The organism is Empedobacter sp. UBA6745 (assembly GCF_002453775.1).
In the GTDB taxonomy this organism is placed as follows: domain Bacteria; phylum Bacteroidota; class Bacteroidia; order Flavobacteriales; family Weeksellaceae; genus Empedobacter; species Empedobacter falsenii_C.
In genome coordinates, this window is record NZ_DKHL01000032.1 from 32,173 (window position 1) to 58,142 (window position 25,970).

The window sequence follows — 25,970 nt, forward strand, 5'->3', positions numbered from 1 at the left end:
ATTTATTAGAATTGTTGTCCAATAATAAAGTGAGTTTGCCATCCAGAGCGTTCTGTTTGTCCAAATCCTTTATCAAATCCGTATCCAAAATCAAATCCTAACAAACCAAATGCTGGCATATAAATACGAACACCTGCTCCTGCAGAACGTTTTAATTCAAACGGTTTAAATTCACTTGTATTGTTCCAAACGTTACCTCCTTCTGCAAAAGTTAATGCATAAATTTTGGCTGTTTGGCTCATTGTGATTGGATAACGTAATTCTAACGAATATTTATTATAGATTGTTCCACCTCCTTCTGGCGTAATATCTCCTGTTTGTCCACCAGAGTTTGTTGCATCTTCGTAACCTCTTAATGAAATGATCTCACGTCCATCGAAACGATTTTGTGTAAGACCTGTTCCTCCTAAGTAGAAACGCTCGAAAGGAATTGTTCCAATTTTACGGTTATATGTTCCTAAAACTCCAAATTCTCCACCAGCTTTTAAAACTAATTTACCTGTTAATTCTTTGTAGAAATATGCTTTAGCTTTGAATTTATAATATTCTAACCATTTGAATTTTTCTACGTCAGACATGTTTGTATAGTCTTTGTTATTAAAAACTGAATAAGGAAATGTTGTCGTAAACGATAAACTAATTTCTGATCCTGATTGAGGGAAAATAGGGTCTGGTCCAGCTGAATTACGTGTTAAACCTAATGTATAGTTTAAGTTGTTTGACGAACCATTTTCATATTGCATATTACCAACAGACATCGCATAATTATCGAAGTTATATAACTGATAAGAAATTGAGTTTGATAAACGGAAATAATCATCTGGCCAAGTTAACAACTTAGTTAAACCAACTGAAGCTCCTAAGATATCCAATTTCGCTTTTTCTCCATAATTATCGCGGTAATCATATTGTGAATAATAAAAAGACGTTGATAAAGCTGTAGGGCGTTTTCCTCCAATCCAAGGTTCAACAAACGATAAACTATAATTTTTATATCCGTTACCAGCTTGTGCTCTTAATGATAATTGTTGTCCATCTCCCATTGGAATTGGTTTCCAAGCTTTTTTATTGAAAAAATTCTTCAATGAGAAATTCCCGAAAGTTAATCCTAATGTACCAATGAAAGTCCCTGCACCATATCCTCCTTGTAATTCTACTTGAGAAGATGATTTTGGCGCAACTTTCCACTCTACATCAACTGTATTATTATCTTGATTTGGTTGAATATCTGGAACAATTTGCGTTGGCTCTAAATATCCTAAAGAAGCTAACTCCATCATCGTACGTTTAATGTCCGATTTAGAGAATAAATCTCCTGGTTTAGTTCTTAACTCACGGTATAAAATATGATCATGAGCTTCTGTATTACCGTTAATCGTTACTTTGTTAAGTGTAGCTTGAGTACCTTCGAAAACTTTAATTTCAAGATCGATTGTATCATTTTTCACACTTTTTTCTACAGGAATAGCACGAGCAAACAAATACCCTCTATCCATGTATAATGTAGAAATATCATCGTCTTTTTCTGATCCAGAAATCTTTTTGTTGATACCTACTGCATCATAACGATCTCCTGTTTTGTAACCAAAAATTCGTTGTAATTGTTCAGAAGTATAAATTGAGTTTCCAGAAAACGTTACATCTCCTAAGAAATATGGTTTTCCTTCGTTAACTTTAATTTTAACTAATAAGTTTTTGTCATCAACTTTTTCGATGTTGTATGACTCAACTTTAGCATCTCTAAAACCAACAGATTTGTATTCTTCAACCAATGTTTTTAAATCTTCCTGGAATTTTTCAGGAATCATTTTAGATGACTTGAAGATATTGATAGATTTCTGTTTGGTATTTTTCATCCCTTTTTTACGTAAACGAGCAGCAGTTAAGTTTTCATTTCCTTCGAAAATGATTTTCTTAATCTTTACACGCTCTCCACGATTCACATTTAATGTAATGTTTTCTTCGTCTTCTTTACCAACAATTGGCTGACGTTCTACATTAATTGTTGTGTTAGGATAACCTTTTCCAGTATAATAATCTTTAATTTTATTATTTGTCGTATTGATTAAACTTTGTGTAATCTTAACACCTGGATTTAATTTATTTTGTTTGATTAAATCTTCGCGTTGCGATTTTTTCACACCATTAATCTTAATTTCTCCTAAACTAGGAACTGAAACCAAGGCAAGCTCTAATGTAACTTCGTTACCTTCTATTTTATCTACATACAAGTCGATGTCAGAGAAAATATTAGATCTCCATAATTTTTTTACAGCATTATTTACCTTCGTACCTGGTAATTCTATCTCTTCACCGATAGCAAAACCTGCATAACGGATAATTTGATTCTTAGAATATTTAGAGTCACCTGTTACAACGATATCTTTCAATTTGAAAGTTCGTGCATTGGTATAATCTAAGACAAAATTATCTTGTTGTGTTGAATCAATGGTTTTCGTAGAATCTACGACTTGCGCTTGTGCCATGTAAGCTCCAAGCATACACATTGTCCAAAAAATTTTCTTCATAATCCTCTATTTCAGTTCGATTAGTTCGTTAGTTGCTCGCTTATCTTACCAAATCTACGTTCTCGATTTTGGTAATTTAAAATTGCTTTATAAAATTCTTCCTCGTTAAAATCAGGCCACAAAACCTCTGTAAAATATAATTCTGCGTAAGCAATTTGCCACAACAAGAAATTACTAATTCTGGTTTCGCCACTTGTTCTAATCATAAGATCTACCATAGGTAAATCGTGTGTATATAAGTTTTGATGAACTAATTCTTCATTAAAATCATTGTCGGATATTTCTCCGTCTTTATATTTTTGTGCAATAGACTTCATCGCTTGTAATAGTTCTTCTTTCGAACCATAACTTAATGCTAATGTCAAAACACAAGCTGTGTTGTCTTTCGTTTTTTCTATTGCTTGAGTCAAATCTTTGAATGCTTTTTTTGGTAATTTTGATAAATCTCCAATCACATTCAAGCGAACTCCATTTTTGTGTAATTCATTTATTTCGTCCTTAATTGCAGAACTTAATAAAGTCATTAAAACATTGACTTCTAATTTTGGACGATTCCAGTTTTCTGTAGAAAATGCGTAAAGTGTAAGATGTTGTATACCTAATTTGCGACATGTCTCTATAGAAGATCGAACAGCTCCTAAAGCACTTTTATGTCCAAAAGTTCTTTCTTTACCGTTCTTCTTGGCCCATCTTCCGTTACCATCCATAATGATTGCAACGTGATTAGGTATATTATTTTTATCTATTTGTTCTACTAAACTAATTTCCATTCTTTTTAATCACAATAACATGCAGGTCGACCAAAACTATAAGTTAAGGTGATTCCTGTTAATACATACCAGTCTTTACTAGACATATTTCCAAATTGTCTTTTATCAAATTCACTTTTTGGTAAAGTTCCGTCTGCTATTGCCTCATTAAATCGATCAGAAAACTTCCCTGTGTTATAATCAAGATAATCTACATTTGCATAACGAACACCTGTTTCGAAAGATAAAATCCAATTGTAATTGAATCTTACTTTATAGCCAACTCCAAAAGGAATCGTCAAATCAGTATTGTATTTTGTTTTTTCTATAATCAAATCATTGTCTGCGTCATAATCATATTCCTTTCCTTTGGCAGAGAAAGCACCCAAACCTATAAAAATATAAGGAGATTGAGCTTTTTCCTGATCATCATTTATGCTAAAGAAATTATACTCAAACATTACTGACCCTTCTACTATATTGTTTCGAAAACTTTTTTTCCGGTCTAATTTATATTGCTCTTTCGAACGGTGATCACTTGCACCTACTTTCGAATAAGAAATATTTGCTCTAAATCCCATTTGTGGATTTATATTAAAACGATACAACCCTCCAATCGAAACAGGCAGGAAAATTTTTCCATCAGGTTCAGTTTTTGTAGGAAATGGATTGATATAACTGGCTTTACCAACATCTCCAATCACATTTGCTCCACCAGCAAAAATTCCGAGTTCATGTCTTTGCGCAAAAGTTAATTGCGAAAAACATAATATAAAAACAAACAAAAATAATCTCCTCATAAGTTGTGTTATTTTTTCGGCTTTTGCTTTTTCTTCTTTTTAAATTCGAACAAATATAAACAAAAGTCAATTCAACGTAACTGATTTAACAAAAATTAAGAAGTTTTATTGTAAATTTTAATTCCTTTTATCTGAACCCCAAAGCATTTTTTCTCTCAAAGTCGTGAAATAAGTCGCATCAATAGCTTCAACAATTAGGATTTTGAACTCTGCTTTTTGTATGGTTAATTCAACGTCAGTTGTTAAAGGAAAGTTACGAGAATCCAACGAAAGGAAGTATTCATTAGCTCTACTACGTATTTTTAAGTCAATTTTTTCGTTTTCTGATACAATTAATGGACGCACATTAAGATTATGTGGCGCAACAGGTGTAATGACAAAATTTTGATTAGACGGATGAACAATTGGTCCTCCACAGCTTAAAGAATATCCTGTAGATCCTGTTGGCGTAGAAATAATTAATCCATCAGACCAAAAAGAATTTAGAAATTCATTGTTCAAATAAGCATCAACCGTAATCATACTAGTTGTTTCACGGCGAACTACAGTTACTTCGTTTATCGCAAAATTATTTTCAATTTCTACACCATCACTTCTTTTCACTGTTAATAAAGTTCGTGGAATAATGTTATAATCATCATTGAAAAAACTATCCATTTGCTCCAACAACACACTTTTATTAATTGTTGCTAAAAAGCCTAAACGTCCAGTATTTACGCCAATAATTGGAATATTAGAATCCCTAACAATTGTAGTTGCCGATAAGATTGTTCCATCTCCACCAAAACTGAATAAAAACTTGACCGATTTGTCTAAATCATCATAAGAAGTATAGGTTTCTACGTTATCAGTATCAAAATCAGTTGTTTCTTTTAAAATTTGAAGAAAATTTTGCTCAACACAAAAAGCAATTTCGTTGTGAACTAAATAATTAATAAATGGTGGAATAATATCCGTTAAAGACGTACTTGTTTTTTGTCCAAAAAGTGCAACTTTTATCATTAGGTATTCATGTATTTTAACAATTGTGCATAACGACTTTGCAGAAGTTCTTGTTTTTCGTCATTATAAAATTTTTGAATCACTTGATATCCATAACGCTCAAATGTTTCGCCAATTGCCAACAAGTTCGATGAACTAAATTTCAGCAAAACATAAACGCTATCCTCATTATTCCCAACAATCATCATTCCCAAAATTTTTCCGTTATTCACTTCAATAATATTAGAAATCGCGGTCATCGACAAATCTTTTTCCGCAATCGAAACCAACATCGAAACGCCTTGCGCAGCGACAAAAGGAAAATTTGCAAATGTGTTGATAATATCCGTTTCCGTAATAAAACCAACATAGCGCGATTGTTCGTTAAGAATTGGTAAGATATTCGCCTGATTCGTGTACATCATGTGAATTGCATCTAAAAGCGTACTCAATTCAGAAAGATAAAAACTCTCCAAATACGAAGTATAATCTACTTTTTCATCATCAATTGATAATTCAATCAAATCTTCTTCCGAGATATTTCCAACAAAATCCAACCCTTTAAACAAAGCTAAATGCGTCAATTTATTCTCTTGCACAACTTCTAAAAGCTGACTTGGAGAAGAATTAACTTTCCCTGGTTTTATCTCATTCGATAGATATTCGGTGATATACATGGCACAAATTTATATATTTTAATACATTAATTCTCTATTTTTAATGCTAATTGGGTTAAAATCATTGATTATTAATTGAAATTTAACCAATTTATTCTAAATTATTTAGTCAAAATATATTCCAAAATCTACTAATAATCAAAAAATAATGTGATTTACAATTTTTTAAAGCAAAACTCTTCCTCAAATTCAAAAAAGAATGGCTTAAATTTTGTAGATTTGCAGTACCAATTTTAACATTGAATGAAGAACCCATTATTTTATGCCAAAATCTTACTTTTTGGCGAATATGGAATTATTGAGAACTCGAAAGGATTAACAATTCCTTATAATTTTTACCAAGGTGCATTAAAATTTGAGCCTTCTGAAATTGCAGAAGAGTCAAATGCTCACTTGAAAAATTATGCGAAATTTTTAGAAGAGAATTTTGCAGATACTTTTGATACAAAATCTTTTTCGGAAGATGTTGCAAACGGAATGTACTTCGATTCTAACATTCCTCAAGGATATGGTGTAGGTAGTTCTGGCGCTTTGGTTGCAGCTATTTATGACAAATATGCCTTGAATAAAATTGATATCAATCAAAATCTAAACAAAGAAAAAATTAGCAAATTAAAAGCTCTTTTCGGAAATTTAGAATCTCATTTTCATGGAAAAAGTTCTGGAATTGATCCTTTGATTTGTTACATGAATATTCCTTTATTAATTCAATCAAAAGATGATATCTCGACAATTGGTTTACCTTCTGCAAACGTAGACGGAAAAGGAGCTGTTTTCTTAATCAATTCGGGTACACCAGGAGAAACGGCGCCAATGATTCATATTTTCTTCGAAAAAATGAAAAAAGAGGGTTTTCGTAAAACATTGAAAGAAGAATTTATTAAATACAACAACGCATGTATCGAAAACTTTGTGAAAGGTGAATACAATCCACTTTTTTCAAATCTTCAAAAATTGTCAGCTTGGGGTTATGAGCATTTCAGACCAATGATTCCTCAAAAACTGGTGAATGCATGGAAAACTGGAATTGATACAGATACGTATTACCTAAAACTTTGTGGTTCTGGCGGAGGCGGTTATGTTCTTGGTTTTACACAAGATTATGACAAAGCGAAAAGCTACTTAAAAGACTTCCAGACCGAAGTTATTTACAAATTCTAAAAAATAATTTATAAAAATATAATCAATGAACGTTCAGAAAATAATCTTAAAAGTTTTTGCATTATTTTCTGTTGTTCGTGGCTATAATTTAATTGTGTTAATATTGGCACAATACCTTGCTGCACTTTTTATTTTTGCGCCAGAAGTTGGTCATCGTCAATTGTTGACAAATCCAAAGTTGGACGGGCTTATTCTTTGTTCGATACTTTGTGTGGCCGCGGGATATATCATCAATAATTTTTACGATTTAGAAAAAGACGAACTCAAACGTCCTTTACAAGTTTATCTTCAGAAACAAGTTTCGCAAGGTTTCAAACTAACTGTTTACATTGTTCTGAATGCTTTAGCATTGATTATTGCAGCCTTAATTTCGTGGAAGGTTTTCATTTTCTTTTTGATTTATCAATTTCTAGTTTGGTTTTATAGCCACAAAATCAATCGATTTGCATTGATCAAAAACTTTTATTTGGTTATTATTCGTGTCATGCCATTTTTCGCCTTATTGGTTTATTTTGATCATTTCACGTTCAATTTGGCTTTACATGCTACTTTTTTGAGTATTTTATTATTGATTACTGATATTGTAAAAGATTTGAGTTCTCAAAAAGCAGATTTGATTTATAATTATGATTCAATTCCAATCAAATATGGAATAGATTTTACAAAAGTTTTGATTTCATGTTTAATTATTACAGAATTAATCATTGGAATTATTATCATTATGAAAAATGATGTTGGCGCGATGAAGTACTTTTTTATTGCTGCGAATATCGCTTTCACAGTGATTTTATTTATCATTTGGAGAATAAAATCGACACAAGCATATAAGATTTTACATTATTTTTTTAAGGGAATGATTGTTGCGGGTGTATTTAGTATCGTATTAATCGAAATAAATCCCTTAACTTTGCAAACTATTGCGCAAAATTTTAATCAGCGCATAAATTAATCAAATTCAGATGAATAACAGACGAAATCAATCCAACGACAGAAATTCCCAAGGCGGGAACAATCGTGGAAAAGGTGGAGCAAGAGGAAATTCTTCTTCTAAACCATCTTCAGGGAAAGGAAAACCAACTTTTGGTGGAAAACCATCAGAAGAAGGAAAGAAAAGTTTTGGACCAAAGAAACCGTTTAACAAACCAGGTGAAAAACCATTTGTTAAAAGACTGAAAAAAGCACCAGTTGATGACGGGACTATTCGTTTAAATAAATATGTAGCGAATGCAGGGATTGCATCCAGAAGAGAGGCCGACGAGTTGATCAAAACTGGAATCGTTACAGTGAATGGTCAAGTGATTACTGAAATGGGTTATAAAGTACAACCCGATGATGAAGTTCGTTTCGATGGTCGTAAAATCTCTTCAGAGAAAAATGTATATTTTGTGTTGAATAAACCAAAAGGTTTTATTTCAACATCAAATGATGAAAAAGGACGTAAAACTGTGATGGACTTAATGTCTACAGCAACTACAGCGAGAATTTTCCCAGTAGGACGCTTGGATAGACAAACAACAGGAGTTTTATTGTTTACAAATGATGGTTATTTAACTAAGAAATTAACACATCCAAGTCATGATATCAAAAAAATATATCACGTTACATTGGACAAAAAGTTAACAGCAAATGATTTGGCTGACATCAAAAAAGGTGTTCGTTTAATTCCTGAAGGAATTGCAGTTGTTGACGAAATTTCTTTTATTGAAGGTAGACCGAAAAATGAAGTTGGTGTAGAATTACACATTGGTTGGAACCGCGTTGTACGTCGTATTTTCGAAACAAAAGGATACGAAGTAGAAGCGTTAGACCGCGTTTCTTTTGCAGGACTTACAAAGAAAACTTTACAAAGAGGTGATTTTAGAAGATTAACAGAATTAGAAGTTAACTTCTTGAAAATGTTATAATACCTCAGCTATAAAATTTAAAAACCACTTCTTTCGAAGTGGTTTTCTTGTATTGAGAATTATTTCTTTTCAGAATTTTTTCCTTTGTTTTTCACATATTTCTCTAACCATTGGTCTTGTTCCCACAACATGTGAAGAATGTTTTCTCTTGCTGCATATCCGTGAGATTCTTGTGGTAATAAAACCAAACGTGTTGTTGCTCCCAAACCTTTCAATGCATTGAAATAGCGCTCAGATTGCATCGGGAAAGTTCCTGTATTATTATCTGCTTCACCATGAATTAACAACAATGGTGTTTTCATTTTATCTGCATTTTGGAAAGGCGCCATTGTGTTGTAAACATCTGGAGCTTCCCAATAATTACGTTGTTCAGATTGAAATCCAAAAGGCGTCAATGTACGGTTATAAGCACCTGAACGTGCGATACCTGCCGCAAATAAATTAGAATGCGTTAATAAATTTGCTGTCATAAATGCGCCATAAGAATGTCCACCAACCGCAACTCTTTCACGATCGATAAAACCTAATTTATCCACCGCATCAATCGCAGCTTTTGCATTGGCAACCAATTGAGGAACGAACGTATCATTTGGCTCCTCTTTTCCTTCTCCAATAATTGGAAAAGCCGCATCATCTAAGACCGCATATCCTCTCAATGCCCAATAAATAGGACCTCCGTAAGAAGGAGAAGTAAATTTATTTTCAGAAGTTGTTACCTGACCAGCCGTAGATGCATCTTTGAACTCGCGAGGATAAGCCCACATTAACATTGGCAACTTTTCCTTTTTCGTTTTATCGTAATTTGGCGGCAAATATAAAGTTCCTGATAATTCTACACCATCAGCACGTTTGTACGTAATTAATTCTTTCGAAATTTTGTTCATTGCCTCAAAAGGATTTTTTGTAAACGTTACTTGTTTTGGCTTTCCTCCTTTCTGAAAAATATTACGAACATATAAATTTGGATAATCTGTTTTCGATTGAATCTGTTCTAAAATGATCCCTTTCTTCGGATCGATAACTCTAGCAATCGCTTCTAGTTTATCTGATTTCTGTGCTCTCCATAAACGAGAAGTTTTTTGCGTTTTGATATCAAAATCATCTACAAAAGGTAAGATTCCTTCCGCAGAAACTCCTTCTCCAACTAACATCAATTTTCCTTTGTTAATTGCTAAAACATTGTAACCATAATCATTCATTTCAGTTACAAAACTTCCAGGATTATTGTAAGCATCTTGCGAGTTTCTACTAAAAAAGCGTATCGGTTCTTGATTTGGATTTGACGGATTGAACAAATAACTACTTTCGTTACGTGTATTATACCAAGCATCTCTCACAATCGCAACCTCATCATTCCCCCAAGTCACTCCTCTATAGCGATCTTTTACTTTTACCAACAACTCTTTATTCGCTGTAAATGGCGCCGTTACTTGATAAAGCGCATCGCGATATTCCGCAGGCTTGTTTGCATCACCACCATCTAAAGCCTCAACCCAATATAAAGTATTTGGTTTATCTGCTCTCCAATTCAAACCTCTTTTTCCCATAATCGTAGAAGAAAATCCTTTCGGAACAACTTCTTGTAACTCTTTATGATCAACTTCTTTTATTAATTTTCCGTTGATATCATACACAATATTGGTTGAAGGAAAACTATTGTACGTTACTAAATATGAAAAAGGTTTTTTGATTTCGTTCACCAAAACATATTGTCCATCTGGAGAAGTCGAAATATCTGTGTACATCGCAGCGTCTTTCCATTTCGATTTTGCACCTGTTTCGATATTTACTTTTACTAATTCAGAAATTGCTAATTGTTCGAAGTTAAACTCATCATTTTTATTTTGTAATAAATCTTGATAGGTTCTGTTTTGCGCTTCTTTTCCGTCAGCAACAGAAACTGTAGGTCCAGTTGCAATCGCATCTTTCGTGTCAATCAAAGCTTTTTTAGAAGCTGGAATTACATTCACAATTAATTCTGTATCTGAAATCCAATTGAAAGGACGACCTAAGTTTGCGTTTAATTTATCTTCATAAACTTTTGTTGCAGCTTGTGTTTTTACATCAACAATCCATAGTTCTACACCTTTATTTGTTGTATTTGTAACGGCAAATTTCGATTGAGAAGTGTTCCAAGATTGATTAGAAAAACGACCTTTTGCAGGTAAACCAGCAATCGTTTTTTCTTTTGAAGTTTTTAAATCAAAATAAGTAATTTTCTCGCTGAATGTTTCACGTGAATTAATATTTGTAACTGGATTAATTCGTAATCCTGCTAAACGTAATTCCGTTTCTGACAATTCATTAATCGTTTTATAACGACTTCTATAAGACAAAAATGCATTCTCCGCTTTACGATCTGTACTAATTGACGGCGGCATATCTGCATCTGCCAATTGTAAAATTTCTTGCGGAGGCAATTGATAAGTAACATTTTCTTGTGCTTTTACCGATGCACCAAAAGTCATCGCTATAAAAAGCAACGAGTAAACAATTTTCTTCATGTGTTTTTAAGATTTTACTTTATAAAGATATAGAATCTTTGACAAAATGATATGATAGAAGTTAGTTTTGACTAGAAACTATAAAAAAGACGAATAATATTCGTCTTTTCAATTTTATCTTCTTTTACCAAATTTCCCTCCTTTGGTATTTGTAGGTGGTTTACTTTTTCCTACTCTGGCTTGAGTTGTTGATTTTTTTACAGGCTTTTTGATAGATTTTCCTTTCGAATCTTTAAAATCTGGAGAAATTTCTTTTGTTTTTTTCGCTGATGATTTTTTTGATTTTGAAGCTGGTTTCTTTTCTTCATGTTTTTCAGAATCTCTCGTTAATCGATTGATTTCTGCTAATTCTTCTGCCGTTAAATCACGGTGTTGACCAATTCCGACATTCAACGTTAAGTTCATAATTCGAACACGTTCTAATTTTTTTACACCATATCCAAAATATTCGCACATACGACGAATCTGTCTATTCAAACCTTGAATCAATGTAATTTTGAAAACGTTTGTACTTATTTTTTCGATCTTACATTTCTTCGTAACTTGATTTAAAATCGGAACACCTTTCGACATTCTTTCGCAAAATTCATCCGTAATTGGTTTATCAACGGTTACGATATATTCTTTTTCGTGATTATTTCCTGCACGTAAAATCTTATTCACAATATCGCCATCGCTTGTCAATAAAATCAATCCTTGCGAATCTTTATCTAAACGACCAATCGGAAAAATTCGTTCTCCAAACGAAAGAAAATCGACAATATTATCTGGATCCGTAGGATCTGTTGTACACGTAACGCCCACAGGTTTATTGAGCATAATATAAACCGCATGCTCCTTTTCGCGCGGTTCTATTTCGACACCTTTTACAGTCACCACATCATTTGGTCCTACAAATTGCCCAATTTTAGCAACTCGTCCATTAATTTGTACCAAACGATTTTCGATGTATTGATCTGCTTCGCGACGCGAACAAAAACCACTATCGCTAATATATTTGTTTAAACGCAAAAAATTAGTTTCTTCCATACTTGCAAAGATAGTTTTTTATCGATTTGAAATATATTTTGACAAAATTCTTTATCATTCTGCAAAACGATGAAACTTATTTATCTTTACAAAACCAAAGATTTTGAGAAATGAAAAAAGTATTTTTTTTGAAAACTTGCGATACGTGCAAACGTATTATGAAAGAGTTTGATTTTACAGGTTTTGATTTGCATGAAATAAAAACGACTGCGATAACGGCTGAAGAATTAGAAGAAATGAAGAATTTAGCTGGGAGTTACGAAACTTTATTTTCGAGACGTGCGCAGAATTACAAAAAATTAGGATTGAAAGATCAACAGCTTTCTGAAGATGATATCAAAAATTATATTTTATCAGATTATACTTTCCTAAAACGTCCTGTCGTGGTAGACGGAGACAAAATTTTTATTGGGAACGAAAAGAAAAACTTAGAAGCCCTTGGGCAATATTTGAAATAGAAATCACACATGAAAAAAACAATTTTATTGAGTACACTTTTAATGAGCGCTAGTTTATTAGCTCAGAAAAAGAATGTCACAATGGAAGATGCTGTACTTGGATTATCGACGAATTTACGTATCGAAAGTCTAAATCAAGTTCAATGGATTCCGAATCAAAATGCGTACACGCAAAATGTAAAAACGTCTTATGGAGAAGCTTTAATCAAGAAAGAAGTTCCTTCTCTTAAAACTGATACAATTTTCAGAAGTTCTCAATTTGAGAATAAAAGAATTCCTTCTTTGAATTGGATTAATGATAAGCAAGCCTATTATTCGACAAAAACGGGTTACAAAACAATTACAACTGCTGGTCAACAAAATGATTGGTTGAAATTACCTGATAATGCAGAAAATGTAGAATTTGATGCAACAAATAATCAAGTTGGATACGTTATTGACAATAATTTATTTTTTGTTGATAAAGCTGGAAAAACACATCAAATTACAAAAGACGGAAAATATGAAATTGTGAATGGAAAATCGGTTCATCAAAATGAATTCGGTATTCACAAAGGAATTTTCATTTCGCCAAAAGGGAATTTAGTTGCGTTTTATAGAATGGATCAAACAGCGGTTACAGATTATCCAATTATCGATTGGTCTGTGCAACCTGCAGTGAATAAAAACATCAAATATCCATTTGCTGGAACAAAAAATCATACCGTTACGTTAGGCGTTTATAATCCAACCACTCAAAAAACGATTTTCTTAGAAACTCATCCAGAAGTCGATCACTATTTAACTTCGGTTACGTGGTCGCCAGATGAAAAACATATTTATATTGCGTTACTTTCTCGTAATCAAAAACACATGGAATTGAATCAATATGATGCAACTTCAGGGAAATTGATTAAAACATTATTCAAAGAAGATGATGCAAAATATGTAGAACCTCAAAACGAATTACATTTTATTCCAGGAAAAAATAACGAGTTTGTTTGGTGGTCGCAACGTGATGGTTTTATGCATTTGTATCGCTTCAATACAGACGGAAAATTATTAAACCAAATCACAAAAGGAGATTGGATTGTAACGGATCTTGTTGGCGAAAATGCGAAGAAAAAAGAATTCTTAATTATAACAACAAAAGATTCTCCGAAAGATCGTCATTTATATACAGTGAATTGGGAGAATGGAAAATTGCGTAAAATAACAACAGATGCAGGAACGCACAATGTTTCGGTTTCAACGAATGGAGAATATGCAATTGATAATTGGAGCAATGATAACACGCCTCGTAAAATTGATGTGTTGGATGCAAATGGAAAATTCAAACAAAATATCTTAACTGCTCAAAATCCTTTGGCAAATTACAACACAGCGAAAGTTGAAAATGTAACATTAAAAGCAGATGATGGAACAGATTTGTATGGAAAATTGATTTATCCTACAAACTTTGATTCTTCGAAAAAATATCCAGTTATCGTTTATTTGTACAATGGTCCTCACGCGCAATTAATCACAAATCGTTTTCCTGCAACAGGAAATCTTTGGTACGATCATTTAGCGGAAAAAGGTTATGTTGTCTTTACAATGGACGGACGCGGATCTGCGAATAGAGGTCTTAAATTTGAGCAAGCGATTCACGGAAATGTAGCAACTACAGAAATGAATGACCAAATGAAAGGTGTCGATTTCTTGAAAACTTTACCTTTCGTAGATGCGGAACGTATGGGAATTCATGGTTGGTCTTATGGTGGATTTATGACAACATCATTCATGTTACGTAAACCTGACGTTTTTAAAGTTGGAGTTGCTGGTGGACCAGTTTTAGATTGGACGCAATACGAAATTATGTATACGGAACGTTACATGGAATCGCCTCAAGATAATCCTGAAGGTTTCAAAAACACGAATTTAATTAATCGTGTAAAAGACTTAAAAGGTAAATTATTAATGATTCACGGAGCGCAAGATAATGTGGTTGTTTGGCAACATTCGATTGATTTTATTCGCGAAGCGGTGAAAAATAGTGTTCAAATGGATTACTTTGTTTATCCTGGGCATGAGCATAATGTTCGTGGAAAAGATCGCGTTCATTTGATGCAAAAAATTACAGATTACTTCGATTTATATCTTAAACCAGAAGGTACATCTCAAAAATAATAGTCAATAAAAAACCACTTCTTGCGAAGTGGTTTTTTTATTTTCCTGATGTGATTTACTTTTCTGATGAGATGCTGAAATGAGTTCAGTATGACAACTTAGAACAAATTTACTTCTTCGTAAACTCGAATTTTTGTCCAGCTTCTTCTACAGAAAATGTCTTTTTATCTTTTGCAAAAGTCAATTCCAAACCGCCTTGTTCATTCACAAATTTACCATCACCTTGATAATCTAACGGAATAGTTTGTCCACCAAAAACTAAATTCAATTTATCGTTTTCAGCTTTCAACACAAATTCAGCATTGATTTGTTTATTCGTAAATGTACCTTCGTATTCTTTTGGATTAATTTTTTCAACAGGTTTTGCCTCCGCCATATTGAATGTATTATTCTTCAAATCAATATCTGGTAAAGCTCCATTTGGATCCAATTTAATCGTCGAAACTTCTTTTGTTGAAGGCACTTTGAAAGTCCATTCTGTATTACGTTTCCAAACTTCAATCGGTAATTTAACTTCTTGCGAAGTTCCATCTTTAAAATTCACTTGAACAGTTGTTGGCATTGGCAATTGTCCAAAGTTCTCCACTTTCAAAATCAAGCCTTTTTTATAATCGCCATCTACATATTTTGCGCTGTTAATTCCTTGATCAATTGTCCATTTATTCAAGAACCAACCTCTCCAAAACCACGATAATTCCTCTCCTGAAACATTTTCCATTGTACGGAAAAAATCTTCTGGTGTTGGATGTTTATATGCCCAATATTTGATGTATTGACGCAATGCTTTATCAAATTTTTCTTCGCCCAAAATTGTTTCACGCAAAACTTTCATTCCCGCTCCCGGCTTATAATACAACAACGCACCTATATTTCTTTCACGCATATTATCCGGTTGAGTCGTTACAGGTTCAAGATTATCGCTGAATAAATAACCTGCCATTCGTTGTGCAGATTGCTTTTTGTAATATTCACCATTGTTGAAATTCTTTGTCGAAATATCATTGATAAACGTATTAAAACCTTCGTCCATCCAACCATGAACACGTTCATTAGAACCAACAATCATCGGGAACCAAATATGTCCAAATTCGTGATCTGTAACTCCCCAAAGACTTTCTCCTTTCGAAGTCAAATGACAAAAAACAATTCCCGGATATTCCATTCCGCCCTCATTTCCTGCCACATTTGTCGCCGCTGGGTAAGGATATTCTAACCATTGTTTTGAGTAATGTTCAATAGAAGCTTTTGTATATTCTGTCGATCTTCCCCAAGCATCATTTCCATCACTTTCTACTGGATAAGCCGAAATTGCTAACGATTTTTGACCACTTGGAAGATTAATTTTTGCTGCATCTAAGATAAATGAAGATGATGAAGCCCAAGCAAAATCGCGTGTATTCTGAATTTTAAATTTCCACGTTTTTGTTCCTTTTGCAACTTTTGTCGCTTTGTTTACCTCATCAGCAGAACGAATAATAACGGTTTTATCACTCGATTTTGCTTTGTTCCATCGGTTTACTTCTTCTTTTGAGTAGACTTCATTTTCATTCAATAATTCTCCCGAACCAACTACATAATGCGATGAAGGAACCGTTATATTAGCTGTTATATCTCCATATTCCAGATAAAATTCTCCTGGACCTAGATATGGCAACGTATTCCATCCCATGATGTCATCGTAAACCGCCATGCGAGGAAACCATTGTGCCATCGTAAAAATCTTTCCATTTTTAGTCGGCTCAACTCCCATTCTATCTGCTCCATAATTAGGCGAAACAAACGAATATTCAATCTTGATTTTTGTTTTTCCTCCACGCGCTTTCAAATGATTAATCAAATCAATTTGCATACGCGTATCTGAAACAGTGTATTTCGCTTCTTTTCCGTCGATTTGAACAGATTTAATTTTATAACCTCCTTCAAATTCAGAAGTTGAATCGCCATAACGGCTTCCAGAAATTGGTAATAAAGCACTTCCACGAGATTCTTTTTTGAATAAATTTTGATCCAATTGTAACCACAAAAAGTCTAAATCATCAAAACTATTGTTGGTATATGTAATTTCAGATGTTCCAGAAATTTCATTTTTTTCTTCATTCAAACTAACATTCAGATTATAATCCGCACGATTTTGCCAATAATTATGACCTGGTTTTCCACTCGCTGAACGAGTTTCTGTTGCATTATTCTGATAAAAAAATGGTTTGAAAGCTTCTTGATAATCGTATTTTGGTTTCTCTTGTTGACCAAAAACCGAAATCGAAAATAAACTTATTCCTAAAAGTAAGGGTTTGAAATAATTTTTCTTCATGTGTGAAATTTTACAGTAATTATAAAAATACCTCATATTTTTCAATACGAGGTAATTTCAACTTTATAATTATTCTAAAATTTTAGCTTGAAGCTTTTTAAATTCTTCTGGCGTTGATTTTTTGGGTTGATACAAATCTTGTTTCTTCGACCACTCAACTTCCATTTTATAAAAATCTTCTGGATTTGAGATTTTACCATTTATAGAATTCTCCACAAAGACTTTCCAACGCTCCAAATAAAGCGAACCAAGTAATCCGTTCCATTCTTTGTGCGCGTAATCTCTCAGCGTCGTACGCGGCAACGTATCTGGTCCCCAAAACGTAATTTGTCCTTTTGCATTGTACATCACGTTTTGAGCATCAGGCAAATTCTTTCCAAAATCTTTAGCTTCTTCTACCCAACGATTCAGCGTAAAATATTTACTATTTCCTAATAATTCATTTTGCAATTTTACCATTTCGATAAAATTATTTCCAGCTTTTTGGATACGTTCTTTATCTTGATAATTTATCGCAGCAACCATTCGCGCATAAGCATCATCACCTTTATCTGCCCAAACTTGACGAAGAAAATCGATTTTATCGGTTTGATACGTTTCTACATTTTTGAATTCTTCATCTGCTTTCACAAATAATTTTACAGCTTCCTTATATTGTTTAATATCGTAATTTCTCTTACGTGTTCCCCAAGATGAAACTGGATTGACGTTCAACGAAGGACGCGCACAATAAATACTTTCCGAAGGTCCTTCTTGGTAAACTTCTGGACTTGAATAAACTGTTTGTGCAAAACCTTTCCAAGCATTTATGATATCTTGATTTTCTTTTCCGTATCGATAAATTGTATAATTTTTTAGCCATTCGTCAAGATTTGGTTTTTCATCTTGCCAAGCCAAATCCAACATCAAATCGTAAGCAACAGGATTGTTGATAATTCCTTCTGGAATAATTCCGACACCTTTCAAATATTGTCCATATTCAGAGTTTTTGGCGCGATAAACTTCATCAATAAAACGTTGTAATTTTCCGTACAAACCATTCTTTTCTCCGAAATTACTCACATTTGACCAAATAAAACTTGTACCGTTATATCCTTTTCTTTTGTACCAATTATCTGTATTTTCTCCAAACAATTCAATGATTAAAGTATTCTCTTTTTTAAGACCTTTTAAAATATCATCCGAAGGATTGTTTTGCCAACCTTGTAAAACCCACGTCGAATTTGGATAATTCTTTTGCATGGTTTGTTGCACGTGTTGCGCTACTTCTGGCACATTAACTCCTTTTGTTTTCCCTCCTTCGTGAAAAGGTTCACCGCCAAAATATTTGATGTCATTTCCATACAATTTCTTCATCTCATCGTAGTAAATGTTAGCAACATTCTCGAAATGAGAAGTGGTAGGAACTAAAATAGCTGGACGCGTAAATTCTGTGAACACCCAATTTCCTTGATCGATAACTGGTGCATCTTCGTATCCTTTTTTCGTTTTCAAATCGTGCGGAACCATTCCATAAAAACCTTGTAAAATAGGCTCGATTCCTAACTCTTTCATTCGTTTCAGAATCTTTTTTTGCAATTCTGCTTGTTGATCTATTAATTGATTGCTCACAGGACCGCCCCAGCCTTCAAGATTTCCCATTAACCACCAAGCTGTAAACGCAGGACCTGGAATAAAAGCTTTGGCTTCTTCATCCGAATAACCCATTTTGATCAATGTGTTGTACCAAACTTTTTCAGTCCCAACTGGCGCTAACATAATATTGACACCATTCAGCGCCATCCAATCCAATTCTTTCTCCCATTCTTCCCATGTATAAAAGCTAAACGAATAGTTGATCGTACAATAATTTAATGCATAACGATATGGAACAAATGATTTCTTTTTAATTGGTTGATTAATTTGCGGAAGTTTGGCAAGCTGCGATTTGTTATCGCCCATATGCGAAATACTTTGGTGTGCCACATGTTTCGCATACCAATCTAATCCGCGCGAAGCTGCACTTGTAGACGATGCTGATATATATAGTTTATCTTTTTTCGTTTCGATTACAAAGACATCTTCATCATTCTCTTTTGAAATCTCTTTGAGTACAACTTTATTCTTCAACCACGGAAATTGCCTCGTGGTTAAATCTTTTACTGCAGCATATTGCGCATACAATTGTGTACCAAAAATAAATAAGGTAAAGCAAGTAATAAATTTCAGTTTTTTCATTCTAATGTTTTGATTAGATGAAATTAACACATTTGTACGCAATAAAAAAAACTCATCCAAAAAAGATGAGTTTTCTATATTTTATTAATTTTTATGAAAATTATTTCTTGTTTGCATAAAGAACTGGATTCAAATCCTCGTCATTATACATTTTCATTTGTTTATACACTTTCATGTATTTTTTACCCGCTTCAAAATCAGCCAATAATTCTTCAATCGCAGTTGATAAATCTTGATGTTGTTGATTCAAAACATCTAATTTCACTTGACAAGCTGCTTTATGTTCTGGAGTTGCGTCTTCACGTTCTACCTCTTGTTTCATGTGATAAACCTTAAGCGATAAAATAGAAAAACGGTCTACAGCCCACGCAGGAGATTCTGTATTGTATGTTGCATCTTCTTTTACGTCAACGTTCGCATATTGTTGTAAAAACCAGCTATCCACATATTCTACCATATCTGTACGTTCTTGGTTTGATTTATCAATCCAACGTTTTAAACTTAGCGCTTCAACAGGATCAATTTGTGGATCACGAATAATATCTTCTAAATGCCACTGAACTGNNCTGTATCAATCCAATTTTTTTTGTACAATAAATGAGCGATTAAATCTTCTTCGCTATATGGATTTTCTATTTGACGATTTACATCATCATATTTGTGATAATCATTGATACTTTGATTAAAAATAGACCAAGCTTTATCTGTGAATTTCATGTTTTTTTAGTTTATAAAATAAAAGCATTGTAATTGTATACGCAACTACAATGCTTTATTATTTAATTAAAAATATATTTTAATTTTCTTTTTTGTCAGAAGTACTTTCTGTAGCTTCTGATTTGTTATCATCTTTTGTTGCTTTCTTGAATTCGTTTAATCCAGAACCTAATCCTTTCATTAATTCAGGAATTTTCTTTCCTCCGAATAATAATAACACAACAAGTACGATTACGATCCATTCTTTACCTCCTAATCCCATACTGAATTGATTTTAATGCAAATATATAATTTATTTATTACATTCCCGCTACCCAAGAAGCAGGATTTTGTTTTGTTGTTCCACTCCAAATTTGGAAATTCATGACTGTTTCACCATCTCCACTTGTATAGATAATTCCTAAAGACTGACCACGTTTTACATCATCACCTTTCGAAACACTTACACTTGACAAGTTTGTATAGACTGAATAATATGAACCATGTCTTACCAATACAGATTTACCATTTCCAGATACACTCATTACAGCTTGAACAGTTCCTTCGTAAACGGCACGTGCATGTGCACCACGATAAGTTGAAATATCAACACCACTATTTTGTGTTGTAATATTAGATAAAACTGGGTGAGAATTAGAACCAAATCTGCTTACAATCGTTCCTTTATCAACAGGCCAAGGTAAACGACCTCTGTTTGATGAGAACTCTCCCGAAATACCTTCAGAATCTGGACGTTCAGCAAAAGTCTCAGCTGGTTTTACCGCATCTACTTTTACAACACGTTCTTTTTCTGGCACTTTTACAACAACTTTTTGTTCTGCTTCTATCTTCGCTTTACGCTCAGCTTCAGCTTTAGCTGCTGCAATTTTACGTGCATCTTCTTCTTTTTGAGCTTTTAGACGTGCATCTTCTTCCGCTTTACGTTGTGCAATAATGCGTTGACGTTCAGCTTCTGCTTCACGTTCTAATTGCTCAAATTTAGAAATTTCTGTTTTCGCTGTAGAAACGAAACTTCCGGTTGGATGATGAGTTAAATAAGATTGATACGCTTGTTTTGTATGTGCCGAACGTGCAATATTCCATGCTTTAGCATCATTCTCAATTCTTAAAATCGCTGTACGAGCTGATTTCGCGTAATCACCTTTCGGATTATCTCTTAAATATTCGTTATAAGACGCAATAGAGTTTCCTCGTTTCGCTTCGTTCCAATCTTTTAAATCTTTTTCTGCACGAATCTTCGCTTGACGAATTTCTTCTTCAATAATTGCTTTAATCTGCGCATCAATTTGGCGTTGTTGTGCTTCTTTTGCATTGATTTCTGCAGCAATAACACCTTCATTTTTACGGAATTCTTCGACAGCTTTCTCTTTTGTTAATCGTTCTTTTTCAAGATTTTGACTAAACAATGTTTGTTGAGAAAGTACTTTTTCTTTTTCGTCTTTCGCTTTTTCTTTTTTCGCTTTTTTCGTTTGAATATCAGTTTGTTTACCGATAATTTCATTAGCTTGTCCTAATTGAAAAGCCGAATATTTTTCTAAATATTTGATACGACGATAAGCCTCTCCCAAACTTTTAGAAGAAAGCACAAAAAGTAATTTATTTTCAACAGATTTGTTCTTATATGCACGAACCAAAACCTGTTTGTAGTCTTTTTTTAGCTCAACCAACTCGCGCGAAAGTTTATTAATCTCTAATTGAGTTAAATAAATTTCGTCCTCGATAAAGCGTTTTTCTTTTGATAAGTTGTTAACTAATTTTGTTTGAACCTGAATTTTTTTCGTCAAATTCTGCACAAAATCAACATTTAACTTCGAATTTTGCTTATTAACCTCGAGTTGTTTGTTTAAGTTTATAATCTCTTTTTTAAGCTGAGCATTCTGTTTTTGTAAGTTCGCTTTATTGTACGGAACCTGCGCAAACACTGATAATGACAACGTTAAAAGTACAGTTGATAAAACAAACTTCATTATTTTATTTCTTTTTTCTTATACCCATCTGGAATTGAGAACGGTGTGTTCGTTTCCTGAAACGTAAAACTATTATATTCCAAGTCTATTTGACGCGTTTTTTTCTCTTTTATAATAATTTTAACATTTTTCGGAAATTCCTCTGCTCCAGCTTTTACCCAATTGTCGTAAGCCAAATCAACTTCCATTTTTCGTTTTGGATCTTTCAGATGTGCTTCTTTCAATCGGAAACCATTGTCAAAAACATATGTTTGTATGTATTCGCCTTCTTTTGGAGAAATAGAAATTGCTTGATTTTTATTATATGTAATCGTATATTGATTATTCGCAAAAGTCGCTGTATAATCTGTAGGATTTAGATCAACGAAAACTTTTCCTAGCATCAAATTTTGTAATTTTTGATAATCGATAAAATCAACTTTCAATAATTTATTTGCAATAGAAAAATCTCCTTCATAATATGTTCCACCGATTTTTTCGAAAGCAGAAAAACCATCAGGCGTAATCAATGCGCGCGCACCCGTAAATCCAAATTTCGTAGCATTAACCCATATCTTTTGTCCATTTTTCACAGCAATTGTAGCATTTACATCTCCAGAAATTTCTTCTAAATCTGCCGTTACTTTTGCCTTAATCGTTAAATCTTTGAATGATGATTTTTTTGATAAGGTTTGCTGAATAATCTTTGAAGAAGCCGAAACAACTTCTGTATTATCTTTATCTACTTTTGCTACTTTCTGAGTGTTACAAGCTGTTGCAAGAACTCCTAAACAAAAGATATATGTTAATTTTTTGATCATAATTTTTTAAGCTTCGTGAGATTTAAAATCCAATTCCGAATAATCTCCTAAACTGATACTGCGCGAAACACCAAAATATTTGGCATTGTTTCCGATCATTGTATCTGTAAGATTTGCATTACTGATGATTGAATTTTCTTGAATCAAACTGTTATCAATATTCGAGTTTTCAACAACCGTTCCATTTCCTAATGAAACAAAAGGTCCAATTTTCGAATTTTTAATCACAACATTTTCTCCAATAAAACATGGCTCGATGATTAATGAATTGTCAATTTTTGCAGAAGACGAAATCGTTTTGAAATCTTCTTTGTCCAAATTCAACACACGTGTATTAGTATCAACTGTAACCGCTTTGTTACCACAATCCATCCATTCGTCCACTTTTCCAAGCGTAAATTTATCACCCGCAGCACGCATATTTTCTAATGCATCTGTCAATTGATATTCACCACCTTTTTGAATATCATTTTCCAATAAATATTCGATTTCTTTATATAGCTTTTGTCCATCACGGAAAAAATAAATCCCGATAATTGCTAAATCCGAAACGAATTCTTTTGGTTTTTCAACGAAATCTGTAATAACGCTATTGTCATCTAATTTCACTACACCAAAAGCCGAAGGATTATCAACTTGCTTTACCCAAACAACACCATCCGACTCCATATCTAATTTGAAATCAGCACGGAATAATGTGTCTGCATACGCAACAACAGTTGGTCCATCCAAAGCTTCTTTTGCCATCCAAATAGAATGTGCTGTTCCAAGCGGCTCCAATTGATGACAAATTGTTCCTTTTGCTCCTAATTTTTCTGCAATTGCAATTAAATCAGCTTCAACCTCAGCTCCAAAATCACCAATTACAAAAGCAATTTCGTCAATTTTTTCTGAACAAACTTTTGCAATATCTTCTACCAAACGATGTACGATTGGTTTTCCTGCGATAGGAATTAATGGTTTTGGTGTTGTTAATGTATGAGGGCGTAAACGTGAACCACGTCCTGCCATTGGGATAATAATTTTCATTTTATTTCTAAAAATATTTTTTGTTAGATTGATATTTTATAGTTGAATTAATTCTTTTTTTAGATTCTTCGACAAGTTCAGAATGACAAAAAAATTATTTATTGTTTTCCTGTACTTCCGAAACCTCCAGCTCCGCGTTCAGTTTCATTTAAAGCGTTTGATTCTTCCCACTCAACCGTTTCATGTTTTGCGATTACTAATTGTGCAATTCGCTCGCCATCGTTGATTGTAACTGCTTCGTTGGAAACATTTGCTAAAATAACACCGATTTCTCCACGATAATCTGCATCGATTGTTCCAGGAGAATTAAGACAAGTTAAACCATATTTTAAAGCCATTCCACTACGAGGGCGAACTTGTGCTTCGTAACCTGCTGGTAACTCGATACTCAAACCTGTTGGAATTAATCTTCTTTCCAAAGGTTTTAATTCGATTGGTGCATCTATGTTAGCCGTTAAATCCATTCCAGCCGATAATGCTGTTTTATATTCTGGTAAAGCGTGTTTTGAAATGTTGATAACTTTTACTTTCATCTTTATTTTCTTAGTTTTTTAAGTGTGTTTTTTTCCGCAAATGCAATAAACGCAATGTACACGATTAGAATCAGATTACCAATAATCAAATTAGAATCGAGCATATAGTAGTTTGTACATGCTAGAGCAATTGCAATTCCCATGTAAAGTAGAATTTTATTCACCTTATATGGAATTGGATAAACTTTCTGCCCCCAAATGTACGAAATCACCATCATTACACCATACGCTAATAAAGTTGTCCAAGCAGAAACCATAAAACCATATTTTGGCAATAAAAAAACATTCAAAATAATAGTAATTGCACCACCAACCAATGAAATTATAGTTCCGATACTTGTTCTATCAGTGACTTTGTACCAAGTTGAAAGGTTGTAATAAATTCCGAAAAATAAATTCGCAATTAAAATAATTGGTACAATATCTAAAGCATTCCAATAGGTTGAATTTGGAACAAATATTTTCTTAATCCAATCTATATTTGCTAAAATTCCAAGAATCACAATATTACAAATGATACTGAAAAAGAACAGAATATTCGCATACGTCTGTTTTGCATCTCCTTTTTTGGCAACTTTAAAGAAAAATGGTTCTATACCCATTCGATAAGCTGTTACGAAAAGCGTCATCAATGTTGCTAATTTGTAACAAGCGCCATAAGAACCCGCTGCTGCTGGATCAATTAATTGTCGTTGAACTAATTTATCGAAATTTTCATTCAAAATATACCCCAAACCTGCAATCATAATCGGATAACCGTACAAAAACATTTGCTTGAAAAGTGGTTGATCAAATTTGAATTGAACATGACGTACAACGCCTATTAATAATACAAAACCTAAAATACTCGCTAATAAATTCGCAATAAATGGGTAGGAAATCGCATTATCAAAACCAAGACTTAGCATAAAATCTTTCGAAACATAATACAACAAACCAATTGTCAAAACTGCCTGAAAAACATTCTGAATTACGCGAATTGCTGTATATAATATTGGTCGATTTTTAAAACGTAGAACTGCAAAAGGAATCACACAAATTGCATCAAAAAATGCAATCCACGCAAACCACAACAAGTATTCGGGATGATCGCTATAGTTTGCGAAATCTGCCAAAGGTTGTAAAAAAAGAAAAACCAAAACGAGCATCGCAGTAGAACTCATTACCATAAACCAAAAAGCTGTATTCAACACTTTTTGATACATTCCTTCTTCGGTTGCGTAGCGGAAAAAGGCTGTTTCGAAACCAAATGTTAAAATGACATTCAGGAAAGAAACCGCAGAATATAATTGAGAAAACATTGCAAAATCTGAATTATCAACTTGCTTGATAATAAAAAAATTCAATGCTAAAATAATTACCCTCGGCAATATAGAGCCAATACCGTAGATAATGGTCTCACTAAAAAGCTTTTTATACAAAGTCGTTAAAATTTTTACAAAATTGAGTTTCTTTTC

General features: G+C 33.2%; 20 protein-coding genes and 1 pseudogene. 5 read left to right on the plus strand and 16 right to left on the minus strand.

Annotated elements, in window-relative coordinates:
* Nucleotides 1–5: 5 nt before the first annotated feature.
* The 5 genes from bamA to B4H69_RS09035 form a co-directional block, all read right to left on the minus strand.
* Nucleotides 6–2,528, minus strand: coding sequence for an outer membrane protein assembly factor BamA (bamA, locus tag B4H69_RS09015; protein ID WP_291093613.1), 2,523 nt, complete (start codon nucleotides 2,526–2,528; stop codon nucleotides 6–8).
* A 20-nt stretch (nucleotides 2,529–2,548) separates the two neighbouring features.
* The gene (locus B4H69_RS09020; RefSeq protein WP_291093793.1) at nucleotides 2,549–3,292 is read right to left on the minus strand and encodes an isoprenyl transferase; all 744 of its coding nucleotides are present in this window, start codon (nucleotides 3,290–3,292) and stop codon (nucleotides 2,549–2,551) included.
* Nucleotides 3,293–3,303: 11 nt separating this feature from the next.
* Nucleotides 3,304–4,077 (minus strand): DUF6089 family protein, encoded by a 774-nt coding sequence (locus B4H69_RS09025; RefSeq protein ID WP_291093615.1) that lies wholly within the window; start codon nucleotides 4,075–4,077, stop codon nucleotides 3,304–3,306.
* 117 nt (nucleotides 4,078–4,194) lie between these two features.
* Nucleotides 4,195–5,079 carry an NAD kinase gene (locus B4H69_RS09030; RefSeq protein ID WP_291093617.1) on the minus strand — a complete coding sequence of 295 codons (885 nt, stop codon included), beginning with the start codon at nucleotides 5,077–5,079 and terminating at the stop codon, nucleotides 4,195–4,197.
* Nucleotides 5,079–5,735: an HPP family protein gene (locus B4H69_RS09035; RefSeq protein ID WP_291066308.1), complete on the minus strand. Its 657-nt coding sequence runs from the start codon at nucleotides 5,733–5,735 to the stop codon at nucleotides 5,079–5,081. Before B4H69_RS09035 ends, B4H69_RS09030 begins: the two co-directional genes overlap by 1 nt.
* 243 nt (nucleotides 5,736–5,978) lie before the next feature.
* Here B4H69_RS09035 and B4H69_RS09040 point away from each other — a divergent pair, with 243 nt between their 5' ends.
* From B4H69_RS09040 to B4H69_RS09050, 3 genes are read left to right on the plus strand one after another with little or no spacing between them, the layout of a single operon-like run.
* Nucleotides 5,979–6,896 (plus strand): mevalonate kinase family protein, encoded by a 918-nt coding sequence (locus B4H69_RS09040; protein ID WP_280049240.1) that lies wholly within the window; start codon nucleotides 5,979–5,981, stop codon nucleotides 6,894–6,896.
* Nucleotides 6,897–6,921: 25 nt separating this feature from the next.
* Nucleotides 6,922–7,845 carry a UbiA family prenyltransferase gene (locus tag B4H69_RS09045; protein WP_114998383.1) on the plus strand — a complete coding sequence of 308 codons (924 nt, stop codon included), beginning with the start codon at nucleotides 6,922–6,924 and terminating at the stop codon, nucleotides 7,843–7,845.
* A gap of 10 nt (nucleotides 7,846–7,855) precedes the next feature.
* Nucleotides 7,856–8,800, plus strand: a complete 945-nt coding sequence (locus tag B4H69_RS09050; RefSeq protein ID WP_038334708.1) for a pseudouridine synthase — start codon at nucleotides 7,856–7,858, stop codon at nucleotides 8,798–8,800.
* Between the two features lie 59 nt (nucleotides 8,801–8,859).
* Here the strand turns inward: B4H69_RS09050 and B4H69_RS09055 are convergent, their stop codons facing one another.
* The gene (locus B4H69_RS09055; protein ID WP_291093619.1) at nucleotides 8,860–11,304 is read right to left on the minus strand and encodes an alpha/beta hydrolase family protein; all 2,445 of its coding nucleotides are present in this window, start codon (nucleotides 11,302–11,304) and stop codon (nucleotides 8,860–8,862) included.
* A gap of 114 nt (nucleotides 11,305–11,418) precedes the next feature.
* Entirely contained in the window at nucleotides 11,419–12,333 is a 915-nt protein-coding gene (rluF, locus tag B4H69_RS09060) for a 23S rRNA pseudouridine(2604) synthase RluF (RefSeq protein ID WP_286478361.1), read from the minus strand.
* Between the two features lie 110 nt (nucleotides 12,334–12,443).
* On the opposite strand from rluF, the gene B4H69_RS09065 reads away from it, so the two are divergent.
* Together B4H69_RS09065 and B4H69_RS09070 are read left to right on the plus strand one after the other, a co-directional pair.
* Nucleotides 12,444–12,791, plus strand: coding sequence for an arsenate reductase family protein (locus tag B4H69_RS09065; protein ID WP_180905640.1), 348 nt, complete (start codon nucleotides 12,444–12,446; stop codon nucleotides 12,789–12,791).
* A gap of 9 nt (nucleotides 12,792–12,800) precedes the next feature.
* A complete protein-coding gene (locus B4H69_RS09070; protein ID WP_180905639.1) occupies nucleotides 12,801–14,939 on the plus strand; it encodes a S9 family peptidase in 2,139 nt (712 codons plus the stop codon).
* A 109-nt stretch (nucleotides 14,940–15,048) separates the two neighbouring features.
* On the opposite strand, the gene B4H69_RS09075 is transcribed toward B4H69_RS09070, so the two are convergent.
* From B4H69_RS09075 to B4H69_RS09115, 9 genes and pseudogenes are all read right to left on the minus strand, one after another.
* Nucleotides 15,049–17,250, minus strand: a complete 2,202-nt coding sequence (locus B4H69_RS09075) for a M1 family metallopeptidase (protein ID WP_180905638.1) — start codon at nucleotides 17,248–17,250, stop codon at nucleotides 15,049–15,051.
* Nucleotides 17,251–17,319: 69 nt separating this feature from the next.
* Nucleotides 17,320–19,467: an alpha-N-acetylglucosaminidase gene (locus B4H69_RS09080; RefSeq protein ID WP_180905637.1), complete on the minus strand. Its 2,148-nt coding sequence runs from the start codon at nucleotides 19,465–19,467 to the stop codon at nucleotides 17,320–17,322.
* Nucleotides 19,468–19,567: 100 nt separating this feature from the next.
* Nucleotides 19,568–20,184 (minus strand): annotated as a pseudogene (locus B4H69_RS09085) (DUF4254 domain-containing protein).
* 79 nt (nucleotides 20,185–20,263) lie between these two features.
* Complete coding sequence (gene tatA / locus B4H69_RS09090) at nucleotides 20,264–20,446, minus strand: twin-arginine translocase TatA/TatE family subunit (RefSeq protein WP_038336575.1); 183 nt, start codon at nucleotides 20,444–20,446, stop codon at nucleotides 20,264–20,266.
* Between the two features lie 37 nt (nucleotides 20,447–20,483).
* Nucleotides 20,484–22,151: a murein hydrolase activator EnvC family protein gene (locus B4H69_RS09095; RefSeq protein WP_280045868.1), complete on the minus strand. Its 1,668-nt coding sequence runs from the start codon at nucleotides 22,149–22,151 to the stop codon at nucleotides 20,484–20,486.
* The gene (locus B4H69_RS09100) at nucleotides 22,151–22,951 is read right to left on the minus strand and encodes a DUF4292 domain-containing protein (RefSeq protein WP_291093626.1); all 801 of its coding nucleotides are present in this window, start codon (nucleotides 22,949–22,951) and stop codon (nucleotides 22,151–22,153) included. Before B4H69_RS09100 ends, B4H69_RS09095 begins: the two co-directional genes overlap by 1 nt.
* A 6-nt stretch (nucleotides 22,952–22,957) precedes the next feature.
* Nucleotides 22,958–23,980, minus strand: coding sequence for a sugar phosphate nucleotidyltransferase (locus B4H69_RS09105; RefSeq protein ID WP_286501653.1), 1,023 nt, complete (start codon nucleotides 23,978–23,980; stop codon nucleotides 22,958–22,960).
* Between the two features lie 98 nt (nucleotides 23,981–24,078).
* A complete protein-coding gene (gene dut / locus B4H69_RS09110) occupies nucleotides 24,079–24,513 on the minus strand; it encodes a dUTP diphosphatase (protein WP_038336568.1) in 435 nt (144 codons plus the stop codon).
* Nucleotides 24,514–24,515: 2 nt separating this feature from the next.
* The gene (locus B4H69_RS09115; protein WP_280062637.1) at nucleotides 24,516–25,934 is read right to left on the minus strand and encodes a lipopolysaccharide biosynthesis protein; all 1,419 of its coding nucleotides are present in this window, start codon (nucleotides 25,932–25,934) and stop codon (nucleotides 24,516–24,518) included.
* Between the last annotated feature and the right edge of the window lie 36 nt (nucleotides 25,935–25,970).